Source organism: Caldimonas caldifontis, assembly GCF_002930615.1.
Lineage (GTDB): Bacteria > Pseudomonadota > Gammaproteobacteria > Burkholderiales > Burkholderiaceae_C > Caldimonas > Caldimonas caldifontis.
In genome coordinates this window covers 148,463-170,811 of sequence record NZ_PSNX01000010.1, presented here as the reverse complement: position 1 = coordinate 170,811, position 22,349 = coordinate 148,463, and the positions used below count along the sequence as shown (strand labels likewise).

Genomic DNA, 22,349 nt, shown 5'->3' with positions numbered 1-22,349 from the left:
CCATGACACTCACCTTGCCCCGCCGTCGGCGCCTGTACCTGATGCGTCATGGCTCCGTGGACTACTTCCTGCCGGACGGCACCCCGGTTCACCCGGACACGGTGCCGCTCAATGCCACCGGGCGGGCGCAGGCGGATGCGGCCGGCGCCGTATTCCGTCAGGCGGGTGTGCGCTTTGACCGGGTGTGGGTGAGCGGCCTGCCACGCACGGTGGAGACCGCCGAGCGTGTGCTGGCCACCGCGGGCCAGCGTCAGCCGCTGGAAGTGAACGAGGCGCTGCAGGAGATCCGCCCCGGACGTCTGGCCGACCTGCCGCGCGACCACCTCCGTGAGGCCTTCCTCGGCGCCTTCCAGGGTGTGGTGGACGAGTCCGCGCGCTTCCTGGGGGGTGAGTCGATCGGCGAGATGCTCGACCGCATCCTGCCGGCTTTCCAGTCAGTGCTGGCCGACCCTGCGTGGGACCAGGCTCTGCTGGTGCTGCACGGTGCCGTCAATCGCGGCCTGCTGTCCTACGCCCTGGCCGGGCAGCGCTGCTACCTGGGCCGCTTCGAACAGGCACCTGCTTGCATCAACATCATCGACGTGGGCACGGACGACCTCGTCGTGCGCGCCGTGAACCTGGCGCCCACCCAGTGGCTGCACGAGCACGAGCGTCACACGACGATGGAAAAGCTCCTCTCGCAGTACCTGCGGCTCGGTCCCGGTGCGTGATCAGCGAGCGTAGCCAGGGCTGCGCCGGTCCAGGCGTCGCAACAAGCCGGGCCAGGTCAGCGCCCCGGCGCCCTGCCCTCGCGTCACCTGCCGGGCCTGGTGGCCCGAGGTTTCGATGATGGCAGGGTCCACCGTGATGAGTTCCGACCCGCCGGCGAGCGCGCGGACCTGGATGTTGCACACGGTCTCGAAGAGGTACATGGCCAGGAAGGCGTCGGCCACCGTCGGCCCCACGGTCAACAGACCATGGTTGCGCAGCATCAGGTAAGTCTTGTCGCCCAGGTCGCGCACGAGGCGCGGCTTCTCGTCGTCGCGCAGCGCCACCCCTTCATAGTCGTGATAGCCCAGACTGCCCAGCACGAAGATCGACTGCTGGGACAGCGGCAGCACGCCATGCTTCTGTGCCGAGACGGCAATGCCATTGAGCGTGTGGGTGTGCAGCACGCAATGCGCGTCGTGGCGAACCGCGTGGATGGCACTGTGGATGGTGAAACCCGCCGGGTTGATCTCGAAAGGCGTGTCGTCCAGCTTCTTGCCCGCCAGATCGATGCGCACCAGACTCGAGGCCGTGATCTCCTCGAACATCAGGCCATAAGGGTTGATCAGGAACTGGTCTTCGGTGCCCGGCACACGTGCGGTGATGTGCGTGAAGACGAGATCGTCCCAGCCGAACAGCGCCACCAGCCGGTAGGCGGCGGCCAGATCGACACGGGTGCGCCATTCGTCTTCGCTCACACGTCCTTTCAGTGAAGGGATCTCGTCGATCGAGAGAGATTGCTGCATCATCTGTCTCCTGGTTGACATGTGGGTGGACAATACGTGGAGCCCCGACAGCCGTTCTGTCACGTCAGCGACAAAACATGCAGACCCCCATTCTTACAATCGCCGAACGCAACACCATCGAGTCCGGCCCTTGGTTTTCCAAGCTTTCTCCTGCGCTGCGCCAAGCCATCCTGTCACGCGCCTCGGTGCGTCGTCTCAGCGACGGCGCGCTGATGTCCTCACGCGGCGAGCCTGCCAGCGAATGGATCGGTGTGGCCAAGGGAGCCGTGCGCGTGAGTTCGGTGTCGCTGTCGGGCAAGCAAGTCACGCTCACCTACGTGGAGCCGGGCGTGTGGTTCGGCGACATCGCTCTCTTCGATGGCCTGCCACGCACGCACGATGCGCATGCGCATGGCGACACCACGTTGCTGGTCGTGCGCAAGCCCGACTTCAAGGAGCTGCTCGCGCAGCATACCGAGCTCTACGAGGCCCTGCTGCGCCTGAACTGCCGCAGGCTGCGCCTGATGTTCAATGTGGTGGAAGACCTCAACACCCTGCCCCTGGCCGCACGCCTGGCCAAGCAGCTGCTGCTGCTGGCACGCACCTACGGCGTGCCGCAGGGCGAACAGGAAATCCGCATCGGCCTGCAGCTGGCACAGGAAGACCTGGCCCAGCTGCTGGGCGCCTCGCGCCAGCGGGTCAACCAGGAACTCAAGGCCCTGGAGCGCGAAGGGGCTGTGCGCATCGAGCCTACGCGGCTGATCGTGCTCTCGCGCGACAAGCTGATGGCCATTGCCGAACACTAGCGGGCTGCGCTTCGGCAGGCGCCCGGCTCACGTTGACCTACAACAGGAACGCCTGATGGAAGCCCAGACCGGAACCCGCCCCGTTGCCGAACAGCACCGCTTCGACACCGCGGCGCTCGAAGCCTATCTGCGCCAGCATCTGCCCGGCTTCGAAGGCCCGCTGTCGGTCGAGCAGTTCAAGGGAGGCCAGTCCAACCCCACGTACAAGCTCACCACCCCCTCGTGCAGTTATGTGATGCGCGCCAAGCCGGGCCCGGTGGCCCGGCTGCTGCCCTCTGCCCATGCCATCGAACGTGAGTTCACCGTCATGAAAGCCCTGCACGGCACCGCCGTGCCGGTGGCCCGGATGCATGTGCTGTGCGATGACGAATCGGTCATCGGCCGCGCCTTCTACATCATGGAGTACGTGGAAGGCCGCGTGCTGTGGGAGCAGTCGCTTCCCTCGTTGAACCCCGCCGAGCGAGGCGCCATCTACGACGAGATGAACCGTGTGATCGCCGCGCTGCACAGCGTGGACTTCCGCGAACGCGGGCTGGCCGACTACGGCAAGCCCGGCAACTACTTCGAGCGCCAGATCGCGCGCTGGACCAAGCAGTACCAGGCCTCCATCACGCAGCCCATCGAGGCGATGGACCGGCTCATCGAATGGCTGCCGGCCCACATCCCCGACAGCGCACGCGACGAGTCGCAGGTCTCCATCGTGCACGGCGACTACCGGTTGGACAACCTCATCTTCCACCCCAGCGAGCCACGCGTGCTGGCGGTGCTCGACTGGGAGCTGTCCACCATCGGCCACCCCCTGGCCGACTTCAGCTACCACTGCATGTCCTGGCACATCCCGCCAGGGGCCTTCCGTGGCATCGGCGGGCTGGACCTGGCCTCGCTGGGCATCCCCAATGAACGCGAGTATGTGCGCCGCTACTGCGAGCGCACCGGCCGCGCCGACCCCGACGCGGTGATGGCGGACTGGAACTTCTACCTCGCCTACAACCTGTTCCGTATCGCCGGCATCCTGCAGGGCATCGCCAAGCGGGTGGAGGACGGCACGGCTTCCAGCGCGCAGGCCCGACAGGCCGGTGCCGGCGCACGACCTCTGGCCGAAATGGGCTGGCGCTTCGCCACGCGCAGCTGACCAGCCCTTCCCACCCACACCCGACGGAGACACCATGGACTTCGAATACACCCCCAGGACGCGGGCACTGCAGGACAAGCTGCAGGCCTTCATGGCCGAGCACATCTATCCGGCTGAGGCCCGCTACGACGAGGAGCAGGCCGCCAACACGGCCGCCGGCAACCGCTGGAAGCCCCTGCAGGTGATCGAGGACCTGAAGGTGAAGGCACGTGCTGCCGGGCTGTGGAACCTCTTCCTGCCGGAAAGCGAATACGGCGCCGGTCTGCTGAACCAGGAATACGCGCCGCTGGCCGAGATCATGGGCCGGGTGCCCTGGTCGAGCGAGGTCTTCAACTGCTCGGCGCCCGACACCGGCAACATGGAAACCATCGTGCGCTACGGCACGGCCGAGCACAAGAAGCAGTGGCTCGAACCCCTGCTCGACGGCAAGATCCGCAGCGCCTTTGCGATGACCGAGCCAGCCGTGGCCTCGTCGGATGCCACCAACATCGAGTCGCGCATCGAGCGCCAGGGCGACGACTACATCATCAATGGCCGCAAGTGGTGGACGTCGGGGGCCGGCGATCCGCGCTGCAAGATCTACATCTTCATGGGCAAAACCGATCCGACCGCGCCCAAGCACAGCCAGCAGTCGATGATCCTCGTGCCCGCCGACACCCCGGGCGTCAAGGTGCTGCGCCCCCTGCACGTGATGGGCTACGACGACGCCCCGCACGGCCACATGGAGGTGCTGTTCGAGAACGTTCGCGTGCCGGCCAGCAACATCCTGCTGGGCGAAGGCCGCGGCTTCGAGATTGCCCAGGGTCGCCTGGGCCCCGGCCGCATCCACCACTGCATGCGCCTGATCGGCCTGGCCGAGCGCTCGTTGGAACTGATGTGCAAGCGCGCCTCCTCGCGCGTGGCCTTCGGCAAGACCATCGCCCAGCAGACGGTCACCCAGGAGCGCATCGCCGAGGCCCGCTGCATGATCGAGCAGGCCCGCCTGCTGACGATGAAGGCTGCGTGGATGATGGACGTGGCGGGCAACAAGACCGCCAAGCTGGAGATCGCGATGATCAAGGTGGTGGCGCCCAGCATGGCCTGCCAGGTGATCGACTGGGCCATGCAGGTGCACGGCGGGGCCGGCATGTGCCAGGACTTCCCCTTGGCCAACTTCTATGCCCACGCCCGCACGCTGCGCTTCGCTGACGGCCCGGACGAGGTGCACCGCAACGCCATCGCGAAGTGGGAACTGGGGCGCCACGCTGCCTGATGCCCCTCGCGCTGATGGGACGCCCGCCTGCGCGCGGGCGTTTTTCATGGGCAGGACGGCACAGGCGCTGAGGATCGGCTAGATTGGCGGCACGCAATCACGCAATATCCCCGCAATCCCAGCCGACGGAGGTCTGTCCATGATCGAGGTGCATTCCTGGGCCACACCCAATGGCCACAAGGTCCACATCATGCTGGAGGAATGCGGGCTGCCTTACAAGGTGGTGCCGGTGGACATCGGCGCCGGCGACCAGTTCCAGCCCGACTTCCTGGCCATCAGCCCCAACAACAAGATCCCCGCGATCATCGATCCCGACGGCCCGGACGGCCAACCGATCTCGCTGTTCGAGTCGGGCGCCATCCTGCTTTATCTGGCCGGCAAGACCGGACGCTTCCTGCCGGCCGACACCCGCGGCAAGTACGAGGTGCTGCAGTGGCTGATGTTCCAGATGGGCGGCGTGGGCCCGATGCTGGGTCAGGCGCACCACTTCCGCATCTACGCACCTCAGAAGATCGACTACGCGATCGACCGTTACACCAACGAGGCCCGACGTCTCTACGGCGTGATGGACAAGCGCCTGGCCAACAGCCGCTACATCGGCGGCCCGGAGTACGGCATCGCCGACATGGCCATCTTCCCCTGGCTGCGGTCCTGGAAGAACCAGGGCATCGACTGGAACGACTACCCGCACCTCAAGGGATGGTTCGACGAAATCGCGGCCCGCCCGGCCGTGCAGCGCGGCGTAGAAGTGCTGGCCGACCGCCGCAAGCCCATCACCGACGACAAGGCCCGCGAGGTGCTGTTCGGCTCGGAACAGTACCGACGCCACTGATGCGCCCCGTCCTGCGTCCGGCCGCCTGGCTGGCGGCCGCCGCGTTGCTGTGGCCCTGGGCGGGTTGGGCACAGCTGGCCGAGAGCCCTGCTGCCGACAATGCGCGAGCGCGCATCGGGCTCGTGCTCTCCGGCGGTGGCGCCCGAGGCGGTGCCCACATCGGGGTCCTGCGCGTGCTGGAAGAGCTTCGGGTGCCCGTGGACGTGATTGTCGGCACGAGCGCGGGATCGATCGTGGGAGCGGCCTACGCCAGCGGCCTGCCCTTGCCGGCCATCGAGGAAGAGATGAAGGGCCTGAGCACCGGCGCCCTCTTCCGCGACTCCCGTCGGGCGGACGAGCCCTATCGGCACAAGGTGGACGATGGCACCAACTTCATCGGTCCTGAGGTCGGTGTGCGGGCTGACGGCCTGGCCCTGCCCAAGGGGGCCGTTGCGGGCGTCTCGCTCGAAGCCGTGCTGCGCCGGCTCACGCGGCGCCAGGCGCACACCGAGTTCGACCGTCTGCCCGTGCCCTTCCGGGCCGTGGCCACCGATCTGGCCACCGGCGAGATGGTGGTGCTGTCCGAAGGCAGTCTGACCCAGGCCGTGCGTGCCAGCATGGCTGTGCCCGGTGCCGTGACGCCGGTCGAGATCGATGGCCGCTTGCTCGTCGATGGCGGGCTCACCCGCAACCTGCCCGTCGACCTGGCGCGCCAGCTCGGGGCCGACGTGGTGATCGCCGTGAACGTGGGCACCCCCCTGCTGAAGCGGGAGGAGATCTCGTCCATTCTGTCGGTCACCGAGCAGGTGATCGGCATCCTCACGCAGGCCAATGTCCGACAGTCGCTGTCCGAACTGAAAGACAGGGACATTCTCATCACGCCGGACCTGGGCAACATCAGCTCGGCCAACTTCGACCGGCTTTCAGAGGCGGCGCAGCGGGGCGAGGAGGCAGCGCGCGCCGCACGCGAGGCCTTGTCCCGTCTGAGCTTGCCGCCGCCAGTCTATGAATCGCTGATGATCGCCCGATTCCAGGGTGAACGGCGCATGGCCACCCGGATCGACGAAATCCGCGTCAGCGGCACCGACAAGGTCAATCCTGACGTGGTGCGAGCGAGCATGCTCACGCAAGAAGGCGATGCCTTCGACAGCCGCCGGCTCGACGCAGACATGAAGCGCATCTTCGCGCGCGGCGACTTCGAGAGTGTGAACTACGCGCTCATCGAAGAGGATGGCCGCAACGTGCTGGTCACCGAGGTCGCGGAAAAGCCTTGGGGGCCCAACTACCTGCGGTTTGGTCTGGCACTGTCGTCGGACTTCAAAGGCAACGCCTACTTCAACTTGCTCGGTACGCATCGATCGACGTGGCTGAATGCCCTGGGCGCCGAATGGCGCACTGACGTCCAGGTAGGCCGCAACGACCTCGTGCGCACCGAGTGGTACCAGCCGCTCGACACCCGGCAGACATTTTTCGTCTCTGGCCACGCGCTACTGCAGCGTGACCCACTCGACATCTTCTCCAGCGACGGCCAGCAGCGTCTCGTGCGCCTGCGCCGCACGCTCAGTGGTGTGGGTGGTGATGTCGGCCTCACGCTGGGGACCGCGGGCGAGCTGCGACTGGGATTGTTCCGCGGCCGCCTGCGCCTGAGCGAAGACACCAATGTGCTCGCTGGCGTCACCGATCTACCCAAGGCGCAGATGGGGGCCGCCCGACTGCAGCTTGGCCTGGACACGCTCGACAATTCGCGCTTCCCACGTGAAGGCTATGCCGTCGACCTTTCGATCTACGCCTCCCACCCCCGGCTGGGAGCCAAGGACCGATACACCAAGGCCTACGCCTCCGCCACCAAGCCGCTCACCCTGGGCGCCCACACGGTCCTGCTGTCGGGCTTTGCGGGCCGCGCGCTGGGCGACACCGCGCTACCCGACTACGAACTGTTCAGCCTCGGCGGCTTCCAGCGCCTTTCGGGCTACCAGACCGGGGAGCTCACGGGCACCGAGGTCGGCTACGCGCGCATCAACTACAACTACCGCCTCGCCCAGGCCGATCTTTTCGACGGGGCCTACCTCGGCATTTCGCTGGAAGCGGGCCGCATCGGAGAATCAGCGTTCGGATCCAGCCGTACCTCGTTGCGACGAGGCGGCTCGATCTACTTTGCCTTCGACTCGCCCCTGGGTCCGGTCTATCTCGCCTATGGGCATGCCGATGGCGGACGCCGGGCGGCCTACTTCTTCCTGGGACGGCCCTGAGCCATCCTTCCTCAACTTCATCGGCCACACACCATGCGCAGCCTCTTCCATCTCGCCTACCACGTGCACGACCTCGACGCCGCGCGCCGCTTCTACGGCGGCGTGCTGGGCTGCCGCGAAGGCCGCTCCACCGACACCTGGGTTGACTTCGACTTCTTCGGCCATCAGATCTCGCTGCACCTGGGCGAGCCCTTCGCCACCACCAACACCGGCCACGTCGGCCAACATCTCGTGCCCATGCCCCACCTCGGAGTGGTGCTGGAGCTGCCCGACTGGCAGGCCCTTGCCGAACGCCTGCGTGCCGCAGGCACCTCCTTCGTGCTGGAACCCCAGGTGCGCTTCGAGGGCGAACCCGGCGAGCAATGGACCATGTTCTTCCGCGACCCGTCGGGCAACCCGATCGAGGTCAAGGGCTTCCGCTCCTTCGACACCGTGTACGACCACTGAGACAGAACACCGGGCACGTAGAATCCTTCTTTTCTGCCCGTAGCTCAACTGGATAGAGCAGCTGCCTTCTAAGCAGCAGGTCGGGGGTTCGAGTCCCTCCGGGCAGGCCAACTGCACGCCAATGCCATGGCCATCTTGCGCCCCGCCGAGCCTCGCGACGTGGACGACATCGTCCGCCTGATCATCGCGCTGGCCGAGTACGAGAAGCTCACGCACCTGTTGCGTATCACGCCCGAGAAACTCCAGGCGCAGCTCTTTGGGCCCCGCCCAGCAGCCGAGGCCGTGGTGGCCGAGGTGGACGAAGCTGGCTCGGTGCGCACGGCGGGCTTCGCCCTCTTCTTCACCAACTTCTCGACCTTCCTGTGCCAGCCCGGGCTTTATCTGGAAGACCTCTTCGTGCTGCCGGAATACCGCGGCCATGGCATCGGCAAGGCGCTGCTGCAGCATCTGGGCCGCCTGGCCGTGGAACGAGGCTGCGGGCGCTTCGAGTGGAGCGTGCTCGACTGGAACGAACCCGCGATCCGCTTCTACGAAGCCATGGGGGCCACCGTGATGCCCGACTGGCGCATCTGTCGCGTCACCGGCGACGCGCTGGCGCGTTTCGCCCACTGAAGCCCTGCGCCGTCCACAGATCCTGTGGATAGCTCTGTGCACACGCCGGGGACGGTGCCGCCAGACGTCGTATCCATCGGGCCTGGGGCTGGATTGCCGAAAATTGAGGCAAGGGAAAGATGGTCGGGGTGACACGATTCGAACGTGCGACCCACTGCTCCCAAAGCAGTTGCGCTACCAGGCTGCGCTACACCCCGAAGTGGCACATTGTAGTCCGGACACCGCCACATCGACGTGATGGTGGCGTCCGAGGGCATCCATCACCGTGATGCGATGGCGGCCGTTGTGGCGCAATTCCAGCGTCCAGGGCGTGCCAGCGGCCGTGCGGCGGTGATGCACGCCGTTCAGGAGCCAGTGCAAGGGGTCGCTCGAACCCGCCACACCCTGGGCCGAGAGTTCGACCCGCACGACGGACTGACCGGGCGACGGCCGCAGCACGGCGCCAGGCTCCAGCCCCTGGATGCGCAGGGCGGTGCCCGGGGCCTCGCAGTCGGTCTGGACCACCCAAGGTGCCAGGGCCACAGGCCAGAGGGCCCGGACCGTGCCTCGACCACCCGAGGCATCCAGACAGCCACCGGCCCGCAGCAGGCCGCTGCTGCGGCCCCGGTCGGGCAAGGTCGGCGGGGCGGCACCGTCCAGCATCCAGCCCGTGCGGCGCTGCAGGCAGTGGGCCGGGTCGGTCGATTCGGCCCGCAGGCCCAGCGGCCAGCAGACGGTGACACGCGCGACACCGGGAGGTGGCTGGCGCGGCACAGGCGGCGCAGTGCCCAACGCGGCGACCAGATCGTGCAGCAGCGGCGCGGCCACGTTGGCGCCGAAGAAGCCCGGGTTGGGCGTGCCATCGGGCCGGCCCACCCACACACCCACGGTGTGCGTGTCGGTGACACCCACGGCCCAGGCGTCGCGGAAGCCGAAGCTCGTGCCGGTCTTCCAGGCCAGGCCGCGCTGAGCTTCGATGCCCGGGCGGTCCGGGTGGCCACCAGCTTCCAGGATGTCGCGCACGATGAAGGCCGCGCCTTCACTCATCAGGCGGGCCTGGACCATGGGGGCGTCGGGTTGCAGGCGTGGCCGGCCACTCAGCCCCGAGCGGGCCAGGGCGCGGTAGGCACCCACCAGCTCTTCCAGCGTGGTGCCGGCACCGCCCAGGATGAGGCTGAGGTTGGGGTCGGCCCCCCGCGGCAGGCGCAGTTGCAGGCCGCCCGCGCGCAGCACCGAGGCGAAATGGGCGGGGCCAAGCCGGTCGAGCAGGTCGACGGCCGGCACGTTGAGCGAGCGCTGCAGGGCTTCGGACACGCTCACCGGCCCACTGAAGGCCGCCTGGAAGTTGCCGGGCGCGTAGCCGCCGAAGGACTGGGGCGCATCCACCAGCAGGCTTTCCGAATGCACCAGACCTTCGTCCAGGGCCAGGGCGTAGAGGAAGGGCTTGAGGGTGGAGCCGGGCGAACGCACGCCACGCACCATGTCCACATGCGCTGCGCGCTCGGCGTCGCTGAAGTCGGCCGAGCCGGCATAGGCCAGCACCTCCAGCGTGTCGTTGTGCATCACGAGCACGGCCATCGACACCTTGGGCGGCAGGCCGGTGCTGCGGTCGAGCAGCAGGCGCTCGACGGTGGCTTGCAGTTCGACGTCGAGCGTTGAGGCCACCTCGGGGGCGCCTGCCACGCGCCGGGCCTGCTGGCGCAGACGTTCGGCCGCCAGCGGGGCGATCCACTGTGCCCGCAAGGGCAGCACCGCCACCCGCTCCAGGCGGGCATCGGCCACCACGTCCAGCGACCACACCCCCTGCCCGGCCAGGCGTGCCAGCACCTTGTCCCGCGCGGCCTGGGCCGCCTGCGGTGCACGGTCGGGCCGCAGACGCGAGGGCGCCTGGGGCAAGGCCGCCAGCAGGGCCGCCTCGGCGTGGCTCAGGTGGTGGCTGGACTTGCCCAGGTAGAGCCGGCTGGCCATCTCCACCCCTTCGACGATGCCGCCCATGGGCGCATGGTGCAGGTAGAGCGTGAGGATCTCGCGCTTGCTCAGGCGCAGTTCGAGTTGCACGGCGCGCACGATCTGTCGGGCTTTCGCCCCCACGCTGCGGCTGCCGCCCGCAGGCGGGTCGATCAGGCGCGCCACCTGCATCGTGAGCGTGGAGCCTCCAGAGACCACCTGCCCGGTCGTCGCCCACTGCCAGGCTGCGCGCAGCAAGGCCCAGGGGTTCACACCCGGGTGCCAGAAGAACCAGCGGTCTTCATAGCCGAGCAGGGCCTGCAGGTACAGCGGTGACACCTCGTCCACGCCCACCGGCTGACGCCACAGACCGTCGCGGTCCGGGTAGGTGCGCAGTGGCGTGCCGTCGCGTGCCAGCACCACCGTACCGGGTTGCGGCGCCGGGATGGGCGGCGGGAACCATTGGTCGAGCCCCAGCCCCAGTGCGAGCAGCGCAGCCACCCCCCAGCGCAGGCGCCGCCAGCACCGGGAGGAAGCTGCACCGGGGGACGACATGCCGGTCCTCAGCGATGCGGATCGACGATGTTCACCGGCGGTGGGGCCGTGCCCATGCCGCGCAGTTCCGGCCGGTACATGTCTTCCGCAAAGGGCGCGGGCACGACGTAGCGTCCGGGGCTGACCACGCGCAGCAGGTAGAAGACATTGAGCAGGTTGCCGTCCAGGCGCGCCGCCGCCACATAGCGGTCATCGCGGAATTCGCGGTGCTTGATGCGCGCGTCGGCCATGGCCTGGGCCACGTTGACACCTCCCACCGTCAGCTCCTGCGCCTGCGTGCCCTGCGAGAGGTTCAGGTTCTCCACCTCGAAGCCGGCGGGGATGCGATCGACCACCAGGCCGTCCTCGATGCGTTGGCGGGCACGCACCTGCACGCGGGCGATGAGCATGTCGCCCACGCGCAGCGGCTGGCCGTCCGCCAGGGGCTGGCCCTTGAGGTCGAACCACTGGCGCTGCAGCTCGATCACGTCGGACTTCGGTGCGGGCGCCTGCCGAGGGTAGCCCTCGGTCTCGACCTCGATGAACAAGGCATCGCTGTGGCGATTGGTGAGGGACACCCCCTGCGCAAGACGGCGCGCCTCCAGGCTGCGCTGCTCGGTGCTGCGCGAACTGAGCGTCTGCACGGCCTCGCCCTGGCGCAGCTCGGCGCGCCATTCGCTAGCGTCTGCCCCACCGGCGGCCCGCGCGGCCAGGAACAGCGCCAGGCGCTCCTGTGTGGACAGGTAGGAGCGCACGGGCAGCAGCCGGGCGAGATCAAAGACGAGGTTCTCGCGCCGCGGGTGGGCCACCGCATGGCGGGCCAGCAAGGCATAGGACATCGCCAGGTCGCGCAGCTCGGAGCCATAGTCGCCCAGCCACTCGTAGCCGCCAGCCCCACGGTGGATGCCGTAAGGTCTTTGCAGGGCGTCGTTCAGGGCCACGTCGGCGCGCGCCTCATCGCCCATCAGCCGCAGCGCGATGCTCAGATGCACCAGGGGCAGCGGTGAACGGGCGCGGTCGCGCACCTGATCGTGCAGGTAGCGCAGCGTGGCCAGCGGCGCGCGTTGGTCGCGCGCCAGCACATAGGCCACGTGGGCCAGTTCGGCAAAGCGCTGGTGGCTGTCGCGCAGGAGCTGGTACTCGCGCGCGTCGTAGCGCCCCTGCGCGTCGGGTTTGGCCGACGCCGGCAAGGTGGGGAAGCGGTTGGGCGCCTGCTGAAGCTGCTGCAGCAGCCAGGCCTGTCCATCGCGGTAGAGCGACTCCGGCACCTCGAAGCCTTCGGCCCGCGCGTCCTGCAGGAAGCCCTGCACATAGGCCGTGAGCCAGGTCTCGTAAGGCCCGTCACCCCACAAGGTGTAGCCGCCGTTGGCACGTTGCAGCCCGGCAATGCGGCCCAGTGCCACGTCGATGGCCCGTGCACGTTCTTCGCGGGTGCGCGGCGCCAGGCCCACCGCCTTGGCGCCGGCCTCGTCGATGAAGACGTGGGGGTAGGCACTGGAGGTGGTCTGTTCCAGGCAGCCGTAGGGATAAGCCAGCAGGCCTTCGACCAGGCGGCTGATGTTGAGCGGCGGCCGGTTGGACACCGACAGGCCCACCGTGGCCGAGCCAGGGAAGTAGCGGGCCACCCAGGCCGGGTCCAGGGCCAGACTCTGCCCGGGTTCCAGGCGCACGCGCCGCACCTCGCGCTCCAGCGCCACCGGCGGCTGCACCTGCAGGAAGGACTCGCGCTCGATGCGCACACCGCTGGCGGTGCGCACTTCCAGGCGCAACCGGCCCAGGCCGTAGGCGTCCGTGGCCTCCGCCGCGAACCGCACCGTCTGGCGCTGCTGGTGGTTGAGTTGCAGGGTGCGCTCGCCACCATCGACGATGCGCACCGGCGCATCGGCCACCAGCTTCACCGTCACGGTCTGGGCAGCGCCACTGAGGTTGGTCACGTCCAGGGCCAGCGTGGCCGCATCGCCCGGCGAGATGAAGCGCGGGGTGGACAGCTCCGCCACCACGGGGGCAGCCGAGACCGTCTCGGCCTCGGTGCTGCCGAAGCGCTCGGCTGCCGACACCACCGCCATCAGCCGCAGCGTGCCGTTGAAGTCGGGAACGTCGAGCGGGATCTCGGCCTGGCCACGTTCATCCAGGGCCACCGGCCCGCTGAAGAGGTCCACCAGCTTCACCTTGCGCGGCAGGCTCTGCGTGTCACGCACGCTGCTGTCGCCGCCGTAGGCCAGGCGCGCGGCGGTCCCGTCCATCTTCTCGATCAGCTTGCCGTAGAGGTCGAGCATCTCGGGCGTGTAGCGGTGCTTGCCGAAGAAGAAGTCCAGCGGCGCCGGGCTGGCATAGCGCGTGATGTTGAGGATGCCCACGTCCACGGCCGAGACCGTGACGATGCCACGTGCGCCCTGCAGGCCTTCGGCGCGCACCTTCACGAGCATGCGCTTTTCGGGTTCGACCTTGGCCGGTGCCGTGATCGACACCTTCACCGCACGGTCGTCGCGGGCCAGCGGCAGGTGGATCAGGCCCACCGCCCGGGCCGGCGTGACACGGTCGCCCTGGCTGCCGGGCCGGAAGGCCGTCACGGTGGCATAGAGGTCGTGGCGGGCCCAGCCCTCCTCGATGGGGATCTGCACCACCGCGCCCTGGGTGGTGACCTCGATGCGCCGGCTCCACAGCAGCCGGTCCCCCTCCACCGTCACCAGGGCCGTGCCGTCGTGCGGTGGGGTGATGTGCAGCTCGGCTGTCTGCCCGGCGCGCAACGGGGCCTGCGCCAGCTTGAGCAACACACGGTCGGGCCGGTTGCCCAGGGTTTCGGCATCCTGCGCGTTCCAGCCCGCATAGAAGCGGTAGCGCAGCGTGAGGCCGGTCTGCGGGTCGTCCACCTCCAGACGGTAGCGGCCCCAGCGCACAGGCAGGTCCACCGTCGTGCGTTCGGTCAGCGCCACGCTGCGGGTGTCGACCAGTTCGTCGCTGGTGGTGTAGCCAGAATGCCAGCCGCGCTGGTCGTCGAAGCGCCAGTGGTACTGGCGATCCTCGCGCACCAGCCGCAAGGCCGCCTGCGGCAGCGGCACGAATACCCCTTGCGCGTCCACACGGATCAGCTCGAAGCCGGCGCGGCCGCCTTCGGGCGCCACGTCGCGGTCGAACAGCGGACGCACGGCCAGCAGCTGGGCCGCCGGCCACACCGTACGCTCGATGGAGCGCACCACCGGGCGGCCGCCCGATTCGAGCAGGCTGAAACTGCCCCTCACCCGCAGCGGGGACTGCGCGGCATCGACGGAGACCGGCAGACTCACCTGGGCACGACCGCGCTCGTCGAGGGCCACCTCCGGCAGCTCCTCGCGCTTGCGCACGCGGTCATCGTCGGTGTCGCCGAACACGAAGCCGGGCCAGGCCTGGGGCAAGGCCAGGCGCGCTCGCTCGATGCTGCTGGCCACCAGCAGGCGATTGCCGGCCGCCGGCGCACCGAAGAGGTAGTCGCCCTGGACGTCCACGGTGAAGGGCTGGTCGCGCATCAGCGTGGTCGAGGCGTTGCGCAGGTCCAGCTTCATGCGCTCGGGCAGGAACTCCTCCACCTGGAAGCCCCAGGCGGTGTCGGGCTGCCGCGATGACGGATCGGTGCGCAGCTCCAGCAGCCAGCGGCCCGTGGGCGCGTCGGCCGGCAGGCTCAGCTCGTGCTGGAAGTAGCCGGGCCGACCATCGTCAGGACGCCAGGTCATGGTCTGCACGGTGCGCCCGTCGGGCCGCTTGAGGACAGCCTGCAGCGGCGCAGGGGGAAGCAGCCGGCCATCCGGGTCACGAGCCAGCACCGAGAGCGTGAAGCGCTCGCCCGGGCGGTAGAGGTCGCGCCCCGCATAGGCGAACAACTTGGCCGGCCGCGCCAGATGGCCGCCCACGTCGAATTCCGACAGGTCCAGCCCCGGGGCCTGCAGGGCCACCACACTGAGTTCGCCTCCCTGGCGTGCCACCACCAGGCGGGCCGCCTCTGGCAGGTTGGGAAACGACGCCCGCCCCTCTCGGTCGGCCGTGGCCTGCGCCACCCGGCGGGCATGGGTGTCGAGGATCTCCACCTCGATGCCGCCCAGGGCCGATCCCGTGCGCAGGGATGTCGCGAAGACCTCCATGCGCCCGGTGTAGCGCCGCGCATGCAGGCCGATGTCGCTGACGTAGAAGTAGGTGACCTGGTAGTCCTCGCCGAAGCGTCCGGGCTGACCCATCACCGCGATGTACACGCCGGGGTCCTGCAACTGGGGGATCGACTCGACCGGGAGGAAGCTCACATGCCGGCGGTTGGGCGCGTCGTCCGTGCGGAAGCGCCCCAGGTAGACACTGCGCGTGCTTTCGCGCAGGCGGTCGAGCTCCCAGGCACTGACGCGACCCTGCAGGGTGCCGCTTCTGCCATAGTCGTACTCGTCCTCGTCGCGGCGGGTGCCCAGCACCCGCTCGAAGAAGCGCGGCAGCTCGGCCTCGTCCACCTTGAGGAACTGCACGTCGACTTCGGGCTGGTTCACCGTGACGATGGGCAGGCCACCGTTCTGGCGCGCCGGCAGCACCACCCCGCGGCTGGCGAAGTACCACGACGGCGGCATGGCCTCGCTCGTGACCTCGCATTGATGCGCCTGCCCCAGCGGCTTGCCATCGACCGACTGCAGCTCAGCCGACACCTCGATGCGGAAGCGCCGCTGCGGCTGGACGTAGGGGAAGTAGGCGATGCGGGGGTTCTCGCCCAGCGTCCAGCTGCCCCGCACGATGGCCCCGTCCTGGGGTGCAGCGGCCGACGCGGCGGCGCCCTGCGGGCCCAGGTCGGTGACGCGCAGGCGTTCGCCGAGGTTCTGCGCACCATCCAGGGGCTGGGAGAACACCACGGCCAGCGCCAGCCGATCGTCCAGCAGGCGCGGCTTGCATTCCAGCGCGGCAAAGGCCGTGTCCGGGTCTCCCGACCCGCCGCCTGCGGAGGCTCCGGTGTCACGCCCAGCGACATACCACCAGGCCATGCCAGCACCGGCCAGCGCCAGCAGGCCGGCCACCACCGCCACGACGATGCGCCCTCGTCCCGTCATCCTGTCCCCCTGTAGCTTCTTGCGTCCATTGTTGCAGAGCGTTCGCTCAGCCGGACGACGGTCCACCCATCCGGGGGCCTCTTCCCTCTTCCTATACTTCCGCGTGCGTTCCCTCATCCGCCTCCGGAGCCCCAGAAGATGCCCGCCAGCCGACTCGCCGTCCTCCCTCTTGCCGCCCTGCTGGGCCTGATGCCGCTGGCGTCGGCCTCTCAGGCCTTGTCCCCCCAACCGCGGCCGGGCCTGTGGATGTCGGAGTCGATCACGCTGGTGGACGGCAAGGACGTGGCCGAGGCGGTGATGCTGGCCCAGGTGGAGGGCTTGCAGAAGCTGCCCCCCGAACAACGCGCGCTGGTCGAGCAAGCGCTGCGCCAGCGCGCCCAGCAGAAGACCCGGCCGGAATGCCTGACACCGGACGAGGTGGCCCTGATCACGCGCCCCCAGGCGCTGCTCGCCCGTCTGGAAGAGAGCATGCCGGGCTGCCGCTTCCAGCCCGTGATGGCCGGCGGCTCGCGCCTGAGTTTCACCGGGCAGTGCACCAACCCCGATGGTTTCAGCGGCGACCTGCAGGGCCAGTGGACCCTCTCAGGCGATCGCGCCACGCACATGGTCCTGCGCGGCAAAGGCCGCGTCGCAGGGGCCGAGACCCTGGGCCTGAAGGGAGGCGCCCAGGCCTTGCATGAATTCCAGACCGAAAGCCGCTCGACCTGGCAGGCCGCCGACTGCGGGGCGGTGAAACCGCGCACGCCCTGAGGCGCCACCCAATCAGGTCAGCTCACCACCTGCGCCCAGGTCTTCTCCAGGCGCTTCACTGACACCGGCTGCGGCGTGCGCAGCTCCTGTGCAAAGAGGCTCACTCGCAATTCCTCAAGCAACCAGCGGAACTCCTCCAGCCGGGTGTCGCCCTGCCCCTTCAATTCAGCCAGACGGCGCTGGTAGCGTTGCTCGAGAGGCCGCAGCTCCGCCAGCCTTGCCGCATCGCGCGACGGGTCGCTCCTGAGCTTGTCCAGCCGCATCACGATGGCTTTGAGGTAGCGCGCGAAGTGCTGGAGTTGCGCATACGGGGTCGAGGCGATGAAGCGCTTGGGCATCAGCCGCTGCAGTTGCGCCGCGATGTCATCCGCCACGTCCTTGGGAGGCTTGCTGTCCTTGAGCTTGCGCGCGGCCGCCTGGTATTCGGTCAGGATCGTGCCCGCCAGGCGCGCCACCTCCTGCGCAATCAGGTTCAGCCGCGTGCGCCCCTCCTCGATGCGGGCCTTGAACGCACGCTCGTCCTGCGGCAGAGGCTCCTGCAGGAAGGCGCGGTCCAGCGCCACCTCGATGATCTGGTCGCGCAGCTCGTCGGCCGTGCCCAGGCTCATGTAGGCGACCGCCATCTTCTGAAGGTCCGGGATGTTCTTCTCCAGGTACTTCAGGGGCTCCTTGATCTGCAGCGCCACCAGTCGGCGCAGGCCGGCGCGGTGCTTCGCTGCGGCCACCTCGGGTTCGTCGAAGACCTCGATCTCGACATGCGACCCCTTGTCGATCAGCGCCGGAAAACCGATCAGGCTCTGCGCGCCGCGTTGAACTTCCATCAGCTCGGGCAGCTCACCGAAGGTCCAGGCGGTGTGGCGGGCCGATGACGCCACAGAGGGCGCCCCTGCTGCCGCCGGCTTGTCCTTGCCCGACACGGTGGGTGTGGGTGGTGTCGCTGCGGCAACAGGTGCCTCGGCGAGCTTCAGGGCCGCCAGGGCCTGGAAGGCCCCGCGCGCCTGAGCACCAAGCTCGGCCTTCAGGCTCGCCAGGTTGCGGCCCAGGCCCAGCTGGCGGCCATGCTCGTCCACCACGCGGAAGTTCATGAAGAGATGGGGTGAAAGCATCTCCAGCTTGAAGTCGCCGCGCTTGACGTCGAGCTGGGTCTTGTCGCGCACGGCCTTGAGCAAGGCCTCCAGCAGCGAACCCTGCGCGAACTCCTGCGCGTCGATGAAGGCCTGCGCAAACTCGGGCAGCGGCACCAGCCTCGCGCGCGGCTTCTGGTGCAGGCTCTTCAGCAGGGCCAGGACCTTGTCCTTCAGCATGCCCGGCACCAGCCATTCGCAACGCTCTTCGCTGACCTGGTTCAGGGCATAGATCGGCACGGTCACCGTCACGCCGTCCCGGGCGTCGCCGGGTTCGTGCAGGTAGGTGGCGGCACAGTCCACACCGCCCAGCCTCAGTGTCCTGGGGAAGGCAGAGGTCGTGATGCCCGCCGCTTCGTGGCGCATCAGCTCTTCCTTGGTGAGCATCAGCAGCTTGGGCTGCCGCTGGCTTTCCTGCCGGTACCAGCGCTCGAAGGTGAAGCCGCTGTAGACATCGGGTGGAAGCTGCTGGTCGTAGAAGGCGTAGATCAGCTCGTCATCGACCAGCACGTCCTGCCGGCGCGACTTGTGTTCCAGCTCTTCCACCTGGCGGATGAGCTTGCGGTTGTGCGCGAGGAAGGGCAGCTTCGTCTCCCATTCCCCGCCCACCAGCGCCTCGCGGATGAAGATCTCACGAGCAACCCCCGGGTCGAGCTTGCCGAAGTTCACCCGCCGGTTGTTGTAGACCACGATGCCGTAGAGCGTGGCCCGCTCCAGGGCCACCACCTCGGCCGCCTTCTTTTCCCAGTGTGGGTCCAGCCACTGAATTTTGAGCAGATGGCCGGCGATCCAGGGGATCCACTGCGGCTCGATGGCTGCCAGCCCGCGCCCGAAGAGCCGGGTGGTCTCGACCAGTTCGGCCGCCACCAGCCAGCGACCGGGCTTCTTGCTCAGGTGAGCACCCGGGTGACGCCAGAACTTGATGCCGCGCGCACCGAGGTACCAGTCCTCGTCGTCGCTCTTGCAGCCCACGTTGCCCAGCAGGCCGGCCAGCATGGCCAGGTGGATCTGTTCGTAGGTGGCGGGGCTGGTGTTGAGCTTCCAGCCGTGCTCGGCCACCACGGTGTGCAGCTGGCTGTGAACGTCGCGCCACTCGCGCACGCGGCGCGGGTTGACGAAGTTGTCGCGCAAGCGCTGCTCCTGCTGGCGGTTGCTCAGTTTGTGCGAGGCGGTACCGGGCCCGGCGTGGCCCCGACCTTCCTCGATCCATTTCCAGAGCTTCAGGTAGCCCATGAACTCCGACTTCTCGTCGTCGAACTTCCGGTGCTTCTCGTCGGCCGCCTGCTGATGTTCCAGCGGGCGGTCGCGCACGTCCTGCACGCTCAGCGCCGAGGCGATCACCAGAACCTCGCTGAGCGACTGGCGCTCTCGCGCTTCCAGGATCATGCGGCCCACCCGCGGGTCCAGTGGCAGCTTCGACAGTTCCTTTCCGATGGGTGTGAGCTCGTTGGCCTCGTCCACCGCGTTGAGCTCGCCCAGCAAGGCATAGCCGTCGGCAATCGCCTTGCGCGGCGGCGGCTCCAGGAAAGGGAAGTCCTCGACCTGCCCCAGGCCCAGGGCCTTCATCCGCAGGATCACCCCGGCCAGCGAAGAGCGCAGGATCTCCGGGTCGGTGAAGCGCGGCCGGCCGGCAAAGTCTTTTTCGTCATACAGGCGGATGCACACGCCATTGGCCACGCGACCGCAGCGCCCGGCACGCTGGTTGGCTGCGGCCTGGCTCACCGGCTCCACCTGCAACTGCTCCACCTTGTTGCGATAGCTGTAGCGCTTCACGCGCGCCAGCCCGGTGTCCACCACGTAGCGGATGCCCGGCACCGTCAGCGAGGTCTCGGCCACGTTGGTGGCCAGCACGATGCGCCGGCCGCCCCCGGCCTCGAACACCCGGTCCTGCTCGGCCTGTGACAGACGCGCAAAAAGCGGCAGGATCTCGGCCTGCCGGTGCGCGGGATGGTGCGACAGGTGCTTGCGCAGATGATCCGCGGCTTCGCGGATCTCGCGCTCGCCGGGCAGGAAGACCAGGATGTCGCCCGAGCCTTCGCGCCAGAGTTCGTCCACTGCGTCGGCAATGGCGTCGTTCAGGTCAAAGTCGCGGCTCTCTTCAAAGGGCCGCCAGCGCTGCTCCACCGGGTACAGCCGCCCCGACACCTGGATCACCGGCGCCGGCCCGTGGCGGCTGGCGAAGTGCTGGGCGAAGCGCTCGGCATCGATCGTGGCCGAGGTCACGATGATCTTCAGGTCGGGCCGGCGCGGCAGGATCTGGCGCAGGTAGCCCAGCAGGAAGTCGATGTTGAGGCTGCGCTCGTGGGCCTCGTCGATGATCAGCGTGTCGTAGGCCTTGAGCAACGGGTCGGTCTGGGTCTCGGCCAGCAGGATGCCGTCGGTCATCAGTTTGACCGAGGCGCCCGCAGAGAGCCGGTCCTGAAAGCGCACCTTGTAGCCCACCACCTCGCCCAATGGAGAGTTCAGCTCCTGGGCGATGCGCCTGGCCACACTGGAGGCCGCGATGCGCCGGGGTTGGGTGTGGCCGATCAACCCTGCCCCGCCCGCCCCCCGCCCCCTTCCCAGGGCCAGCGCGATCTTGGGCAACTGGGTGGTCTTGCCCGAGCCGGTTTCGCCACAGACGATGACCACCTGGTGCGCATCGAGTGCACGCTGGATCTCCTCGCGCCGAGCAGAAACCGGCAGCGAATCGGGGAAGGTGATCGACGGGATCGGATGGGCCGGTGCCTCGCGGCGCGGCGGTGGGCCGGATGTCATCAGCTCGTGCAAAATCCGTCATTATTTCAAAGCGCTGCACACCGCGTGCGCAGAACCCGCCCAGACCGACCTCGATGAGCCTTGTCTTTCCCCACACCTTCGTCCCGTGGTTCCGCTCGGTGGCGCCCTACATCCATGCCTACAAGGGCAAGACCTTCGTGGTAGGCCTGGCCGGCGAGGCCATCGCGGCAGGCAAGCTCAATGCCTTTGCGCAGGATCTGGCCATCCTGCAGGCCATGGGCATCAAGCTCGTGCTGGTGCACGGCTTTCGTCCCCAGGTGAACGAACAGTTGCGCGCGAAGGGGCACGAGTCGCGCTTCTCGCACGGCATCCGCATCACCGACCCGGTGGCCCTGGACTGCGCGCAGGAGGCGGCCGGCCAGCTGCGCTTCGAGATCGAGGCCGCCTTCTCGCAGGGCCTGCCGAACACACCCATGGCCAATGCCACGGTGCGGGTGATGTCGGGCAACTTCCTCACGGCCCGCCCGGTGGGCATTGTCGACGGCATCGACTTCATGCACAGCGGCGTGGTGCGCCGCGTGGACGCCGGGGCCATCCAGCGTGCCCTTGAAACCGGCGCGCTGGTGCTTCTTTCGCCCTTCGGTTTCTCTCCCACCGGCGAGGCCTTCAACCTCACGATGGAAGACGTGGCCACGAGCACGGCGGTGGCCCTGCAGGCCGACAAACTGATCTTCATGACGGAAGTGCCGGGTATCCGCGAGGACCAGAACGACCCGGACAGTGCCATCGATACCGAACTCGCCCTCGCCGATGCCCAGCGCCTGCTGGCCCAGCTGCCGAGTCCCGCACAGCCCACCGACACGGCCTTCTACCTGCAGCATTGCGTGAAGGCCTGCCTGGGCGGTGTGGAACGCTCGCACATCCTGCCCTTCGCCGTCGATGGCGCCGTGCTGCTGGAGGTCTACACCCACGACGGGATCGGCACCATGGTGGTGGACGAAAAACTCGAAAGCCTGCGCGAAGCCACCGTGGACGACATTGGCGGCATCCTGCAGCTCATCGAACCCTTCGAGAAAGACGGCACCCTGGTCAAGCGCGACCGCACCGAGATCGAGCGCGACATCGGCCACTACACCGTGATCGAGCACGACGGCGTGATCTTCGGCTGCGCGGCGCTCTACCCCTACCCCGAGGCCCACACGGCCGAGATGGCGGCGCTCACCGTCTCGCCCCAGGTGCAAAGCCAGGGTGATGGCGAACGCATCCTCAAGCGCATCGAACAGCGTGCCCGGGCCATGGGCCTGGACACCCTTTTCGTGCTCACCACCCGTACGATGCACTGGTTCATCAAGCGCGGCTTCAGCGAGGTCGACCCCGACTGGCTGCCCGAGGCCCGCAAGCGCAAGTACAACTGGGACCGCCGCTCCAAGGTTCTGGTCAAGCGCCTGCGCTGAAAACGCGCAAGGTC

Annotated in this window: 14 protein-coding genes and 2 tRNA genes; 11 read left to right on the top strand and 5 right to left on the bottom strand. The window is 68.3% G+C overall.

What is annotated here, in order from left to right; all coding sequences use genetic code 11:
• Nucleotides 1-2 precede the first annotated feature (2 nt).
• Nucleotides 3-710: a histidine phosphatase family protein gene (locus tag C1704_RS11885; RefSeq protein WP_104302934.1), complete on the top strand. Its 708-nt coding sequence runs from the start codon at nt 3-5 to the stop codon at nt 708-710.
• Here C1704_RS11885 and C1704_RS11880 read toward each other — a convergent pair whose 3' ends face one another.
• Nucleotides 711-1,496: a class II aldolase/adducin family protein gene (locus tag C1704_RS11880; protein WP_245876465.1), complete on the bottom strand. Its 786-nt coding sequence runs from the start codon at nt 1,494-1,496 to the stop codon at nt 711-713.
• Nucleotides 1,497-1,570: 74 nt separating this feature from the next.
• On the opposite strand from C1704_RS11880, the gene C1704_RS11875 reads away from it, so the two are divergent.
• The 8 genes from C1704_RS11875 (at nt 1,571) to C1704_RS11840 (ending at nt 8,781) form a co-directional block, all read left to right on the top strand.
• On the top strand, nt 1,571-2,278 hold the full coding sequence (locus C1704_RS11875; protein WP_104302933.1) for a Crp/Fnr family transcriptional regulator: 708 nt from the start codon (nt 1,571-1,573) through the stop codon (nt 2,276-2,278).
• A 55-nt stretch (nt 2,279-2,333) separates the two neighbouring features.
• Nucleotides 2,334-3,410 (top strand): phosphotransferase family protein, encoded by a 1,077-nt coding sequence (locus C1704_RS11870; protein WP_104302932.1) that lies wholly within the window; start codon nt 2,334-2,336, stop codon nt 3,408-3,410.
• A 34-nt stretch (nt 3,411-3,444) separates the two neighbouring features.
• A complete protein-coding gene (locus tag C1704_RS11865) occupies nt 3,445-4,662 on the top strand; it encodes an acyl-CoA dehydrogenase family protein (RefSeq protein WP_104302931.1) in 1,218 nt (405 codons plus the stop codon).
• A 139-nt stretch (nt 4,663-4,801) separates the two neighbouring features.
• Nucleotides 4,802-5,494, top strand: a complete 693-nt coding sequence (locus C1704_RS11860; protein ID WP_104302930.1) for a glutathione S-transferase N-terminal domain-containing protein — start codon at nt 4,802-4,804, stop codon at nt 5,492-5,494.
• Entirely contained in the window at nt 5,494-7,722 is a 2,229-nt protein-coding gene (locus C1704_RS11855) for a patatin-like phospholipase family protein (RefSeq protein WP_104302929.1), read from the top strand. The genes C1704_RS11860 and C1704_RS11855 overlap by 1 nt, the downstream gene beginning before the upstream one ends.
• Nucleotides 7,723-7,755: 33 nt before the next feature.
• Complete coding sequence (locus C1704_RS11850; protein WP_104302928.1) at nt 7,756-8,169, top strand: VOC family protein; 414 nt, start codon at nt 7,756-7,758, stop codon at nt 8,167-8,169.
• Nucleotides 8,170-8,202: 33 nt separating this feature from the next.
• Nucleotides 8,203-8,279 (top strand) — tRNA-Arg (locus C1704_RS11845).
• 16 nt (nt 8,280-8,295) lie between these two features.
• The gene (locus C1704_RS11840; protein WP_104302927.1) at nt 8,296-8,781 is read left to right on the top strand and encodes a GNAT family N-acetyltransferase; all 486 of its coding nucleotides are present in this window, start codon (nt 8,296-8,298) and stop codon (nt 8,779-8,781) included.
• A gap of 120 nt (nt 8,782-8,901) precedes the next feature.
• Here the strand turns inward: C1704_RS11840 and C1704_RS11835 are convergent.
• The 3 genes from C1704_RS11835 to C1704_RS11825 form a co-directional block, all read right to left on the bottom strand.
• Nucleotides 8,902-8,978 (bottom strand) — tRNA-Pro (locus tag C1704_RS11835).
• A complete protein-coding gene (pbpC, locus tag C1704_RS11830) occupies nt 8,956-11,262 on the bottom strand; it encodes a penicillin-binding protein 1C (protein WP_104302926.1) in 2,307 nt (768 codons plus the stop codon). Before pbpC ends, C1704_RS11835 begins: the two co-directional genes overlap by 23 nt.
• Nucleotides 11,263-11,270: 8 nt before the next feature.
• Nucleotides 11,271-16,289, bottom strand: a complete 5,019-nt coding sequence (locus C1704_RS11825) for an alpha-2-macroglobulin family protein (RefSeq protein WP_104302925.1) — start codon at nt 16,287-16,289, stop codon at nt 11,271-11,273.
• A 138-nt stretch (nt 16,290-16,427) separates the two neighbouring features.
• Here C1704_RS11825 and C1704_RS11820 point away from each other — a divergent pair, with 138 nt between their 5' ends.
• Nucleotides 16,428-17,039, top strand: coding sequence for a DUF3617 domain-containing protein (locus C1704_RS11820; RefSeq protein ID WP_104302924.1), 612 nt, complete (start codon nt 16,428-16,430; stop codon nt 17,037-17,039).
• Between the two features lie 17 nt (nt 17,040-17,056).
• Here the strand turns inward: C1704_RS11820 and hrpA are convergent, their stop codons facing one another.
• The gene (hrpA, locus tag C1704_RS11815) at nt 17,057-20,920 is read right to left on the bottom strand and encodes an ATP-dependent RNA helicase HrpA (protein ID WP_104303006.1); all 3,864 of its coding nucleotides are present in this window, start codon (nt 20,918-20,920) and stop codon (nt 17,057-17,059) included.
• 74 nt (nt 20,921-20,994) lie between these two features.
• Here hrpA and argA point away from each other — a divergent pair, with 74 nt between their 5' ends.
• Nucleotides 20,995-22,335 carry an amino-acid N-acetyltransferase gene (argA, locus tag C1704_RS11810; protein WP_104302923.1) on the top strand — a complete coding sequence of 447 codons (1,341 nt, stop codon included), beginning with the start codon at nt 20,995-20,997 and terminating at the stop codon, nt 22,333-22,335.
• The last annotated feature ends 14 nt before the right edge of the window (nt 22,336-22,349 follow it).

Coding starts and splice junctions, on each gene's coding strand:
- C1704_RS11885 (WP_104302934.1), top strand. CDS start 3: ATGACACTCACCTTGCCCCGCCGTCGGCGCCTGTACCTGATGCGTCAT.
- C1704_RS11880 (WP_245876465.1), bottom strand. CDS start 1,496: ATGATGCAGCAATCTCTCTCGATCGACGAGATCCCTTCACTGAAAGGA.
- C1704_RS11875 (WP_104302933.1), top strand. CDS start 1,571: ATGCAGACCCCCATTCTTACAATCGCCGAACGCAACACCATCGAGTCC.
- C1704_RS11870 (WP_104302932.1), top strand. CDS start 2,334: ATGGAAGCCCAGACCGGAACCCGCCCCGTTGCCGAACAGCACCGCTTC.
- C1704_RS11865 (WP_104302931.1), top strand. CDS start 3,445: ATGGACTTCGAATACACCCCCAGGACGCGGGCACTGCAGGACAAGCTG.
- C1704_RS11860 (WP_104302930.1), top strand. CDS start 4,802: ATGATCGAGGTGCATTCCTGGGCCACACCCAATGGCCACAAGGTCCAC.
- C1704_RS11855 (WP_104302929.1), top strand. CDS start 5,494: ATGCGCCCCGTCCTGCGTCCGGCCGCCTGGCTGGCGGCCGCCGCGTTG.
- C1704_RS11850 (WP_104302928.1), top strand. CDS start 7,756: ATGCGCAGCCTCTTCCATCTCGCCTACCACGTGCACGACCTCGACGCC.
- C1704_RS11840 (WP_104302927.1), top strand. CDS start 8,296: ATGGCCATCTTGCGCCCCGCCGAGCCTCGCGACGTGGACGACATCGTC.
- pbpC (WP_104302926.1), bottom strand. CDS start 11,262: ATGTCGTCCCCCGGTGCAGCTTCCTCCCGGTGCTGGCGGCGCCTGCGC.
- C1704_RS11825 (WP_104302925.1), bottom strand. CDS start 16,289: ATGACGGGACGAGGGCGCATCGTCGTGGCGGTGGTGGCCGGCCTGCTG.
- C1704_RS11820 (WP_104302924.1), top strand. CDS start 16,428: ATGCCCGCCAGCCGACTCGCCGTCCTCCCTCTTGCCGCCCTGCTGGGC.
- hrpA (WP_104303006.1), bottom strand. CDS start 20,920: ATGACATCCGGCCCACCGCCGCGCCGCGAGGCACCGGCCCATCCGATC.
- argA (WP_104302923.1), top strand. CDS start 20,995: ATGAGCCTTGTCTTTCCCCACACCTTCGTCCCGTGGTTCCGCTCGGTG.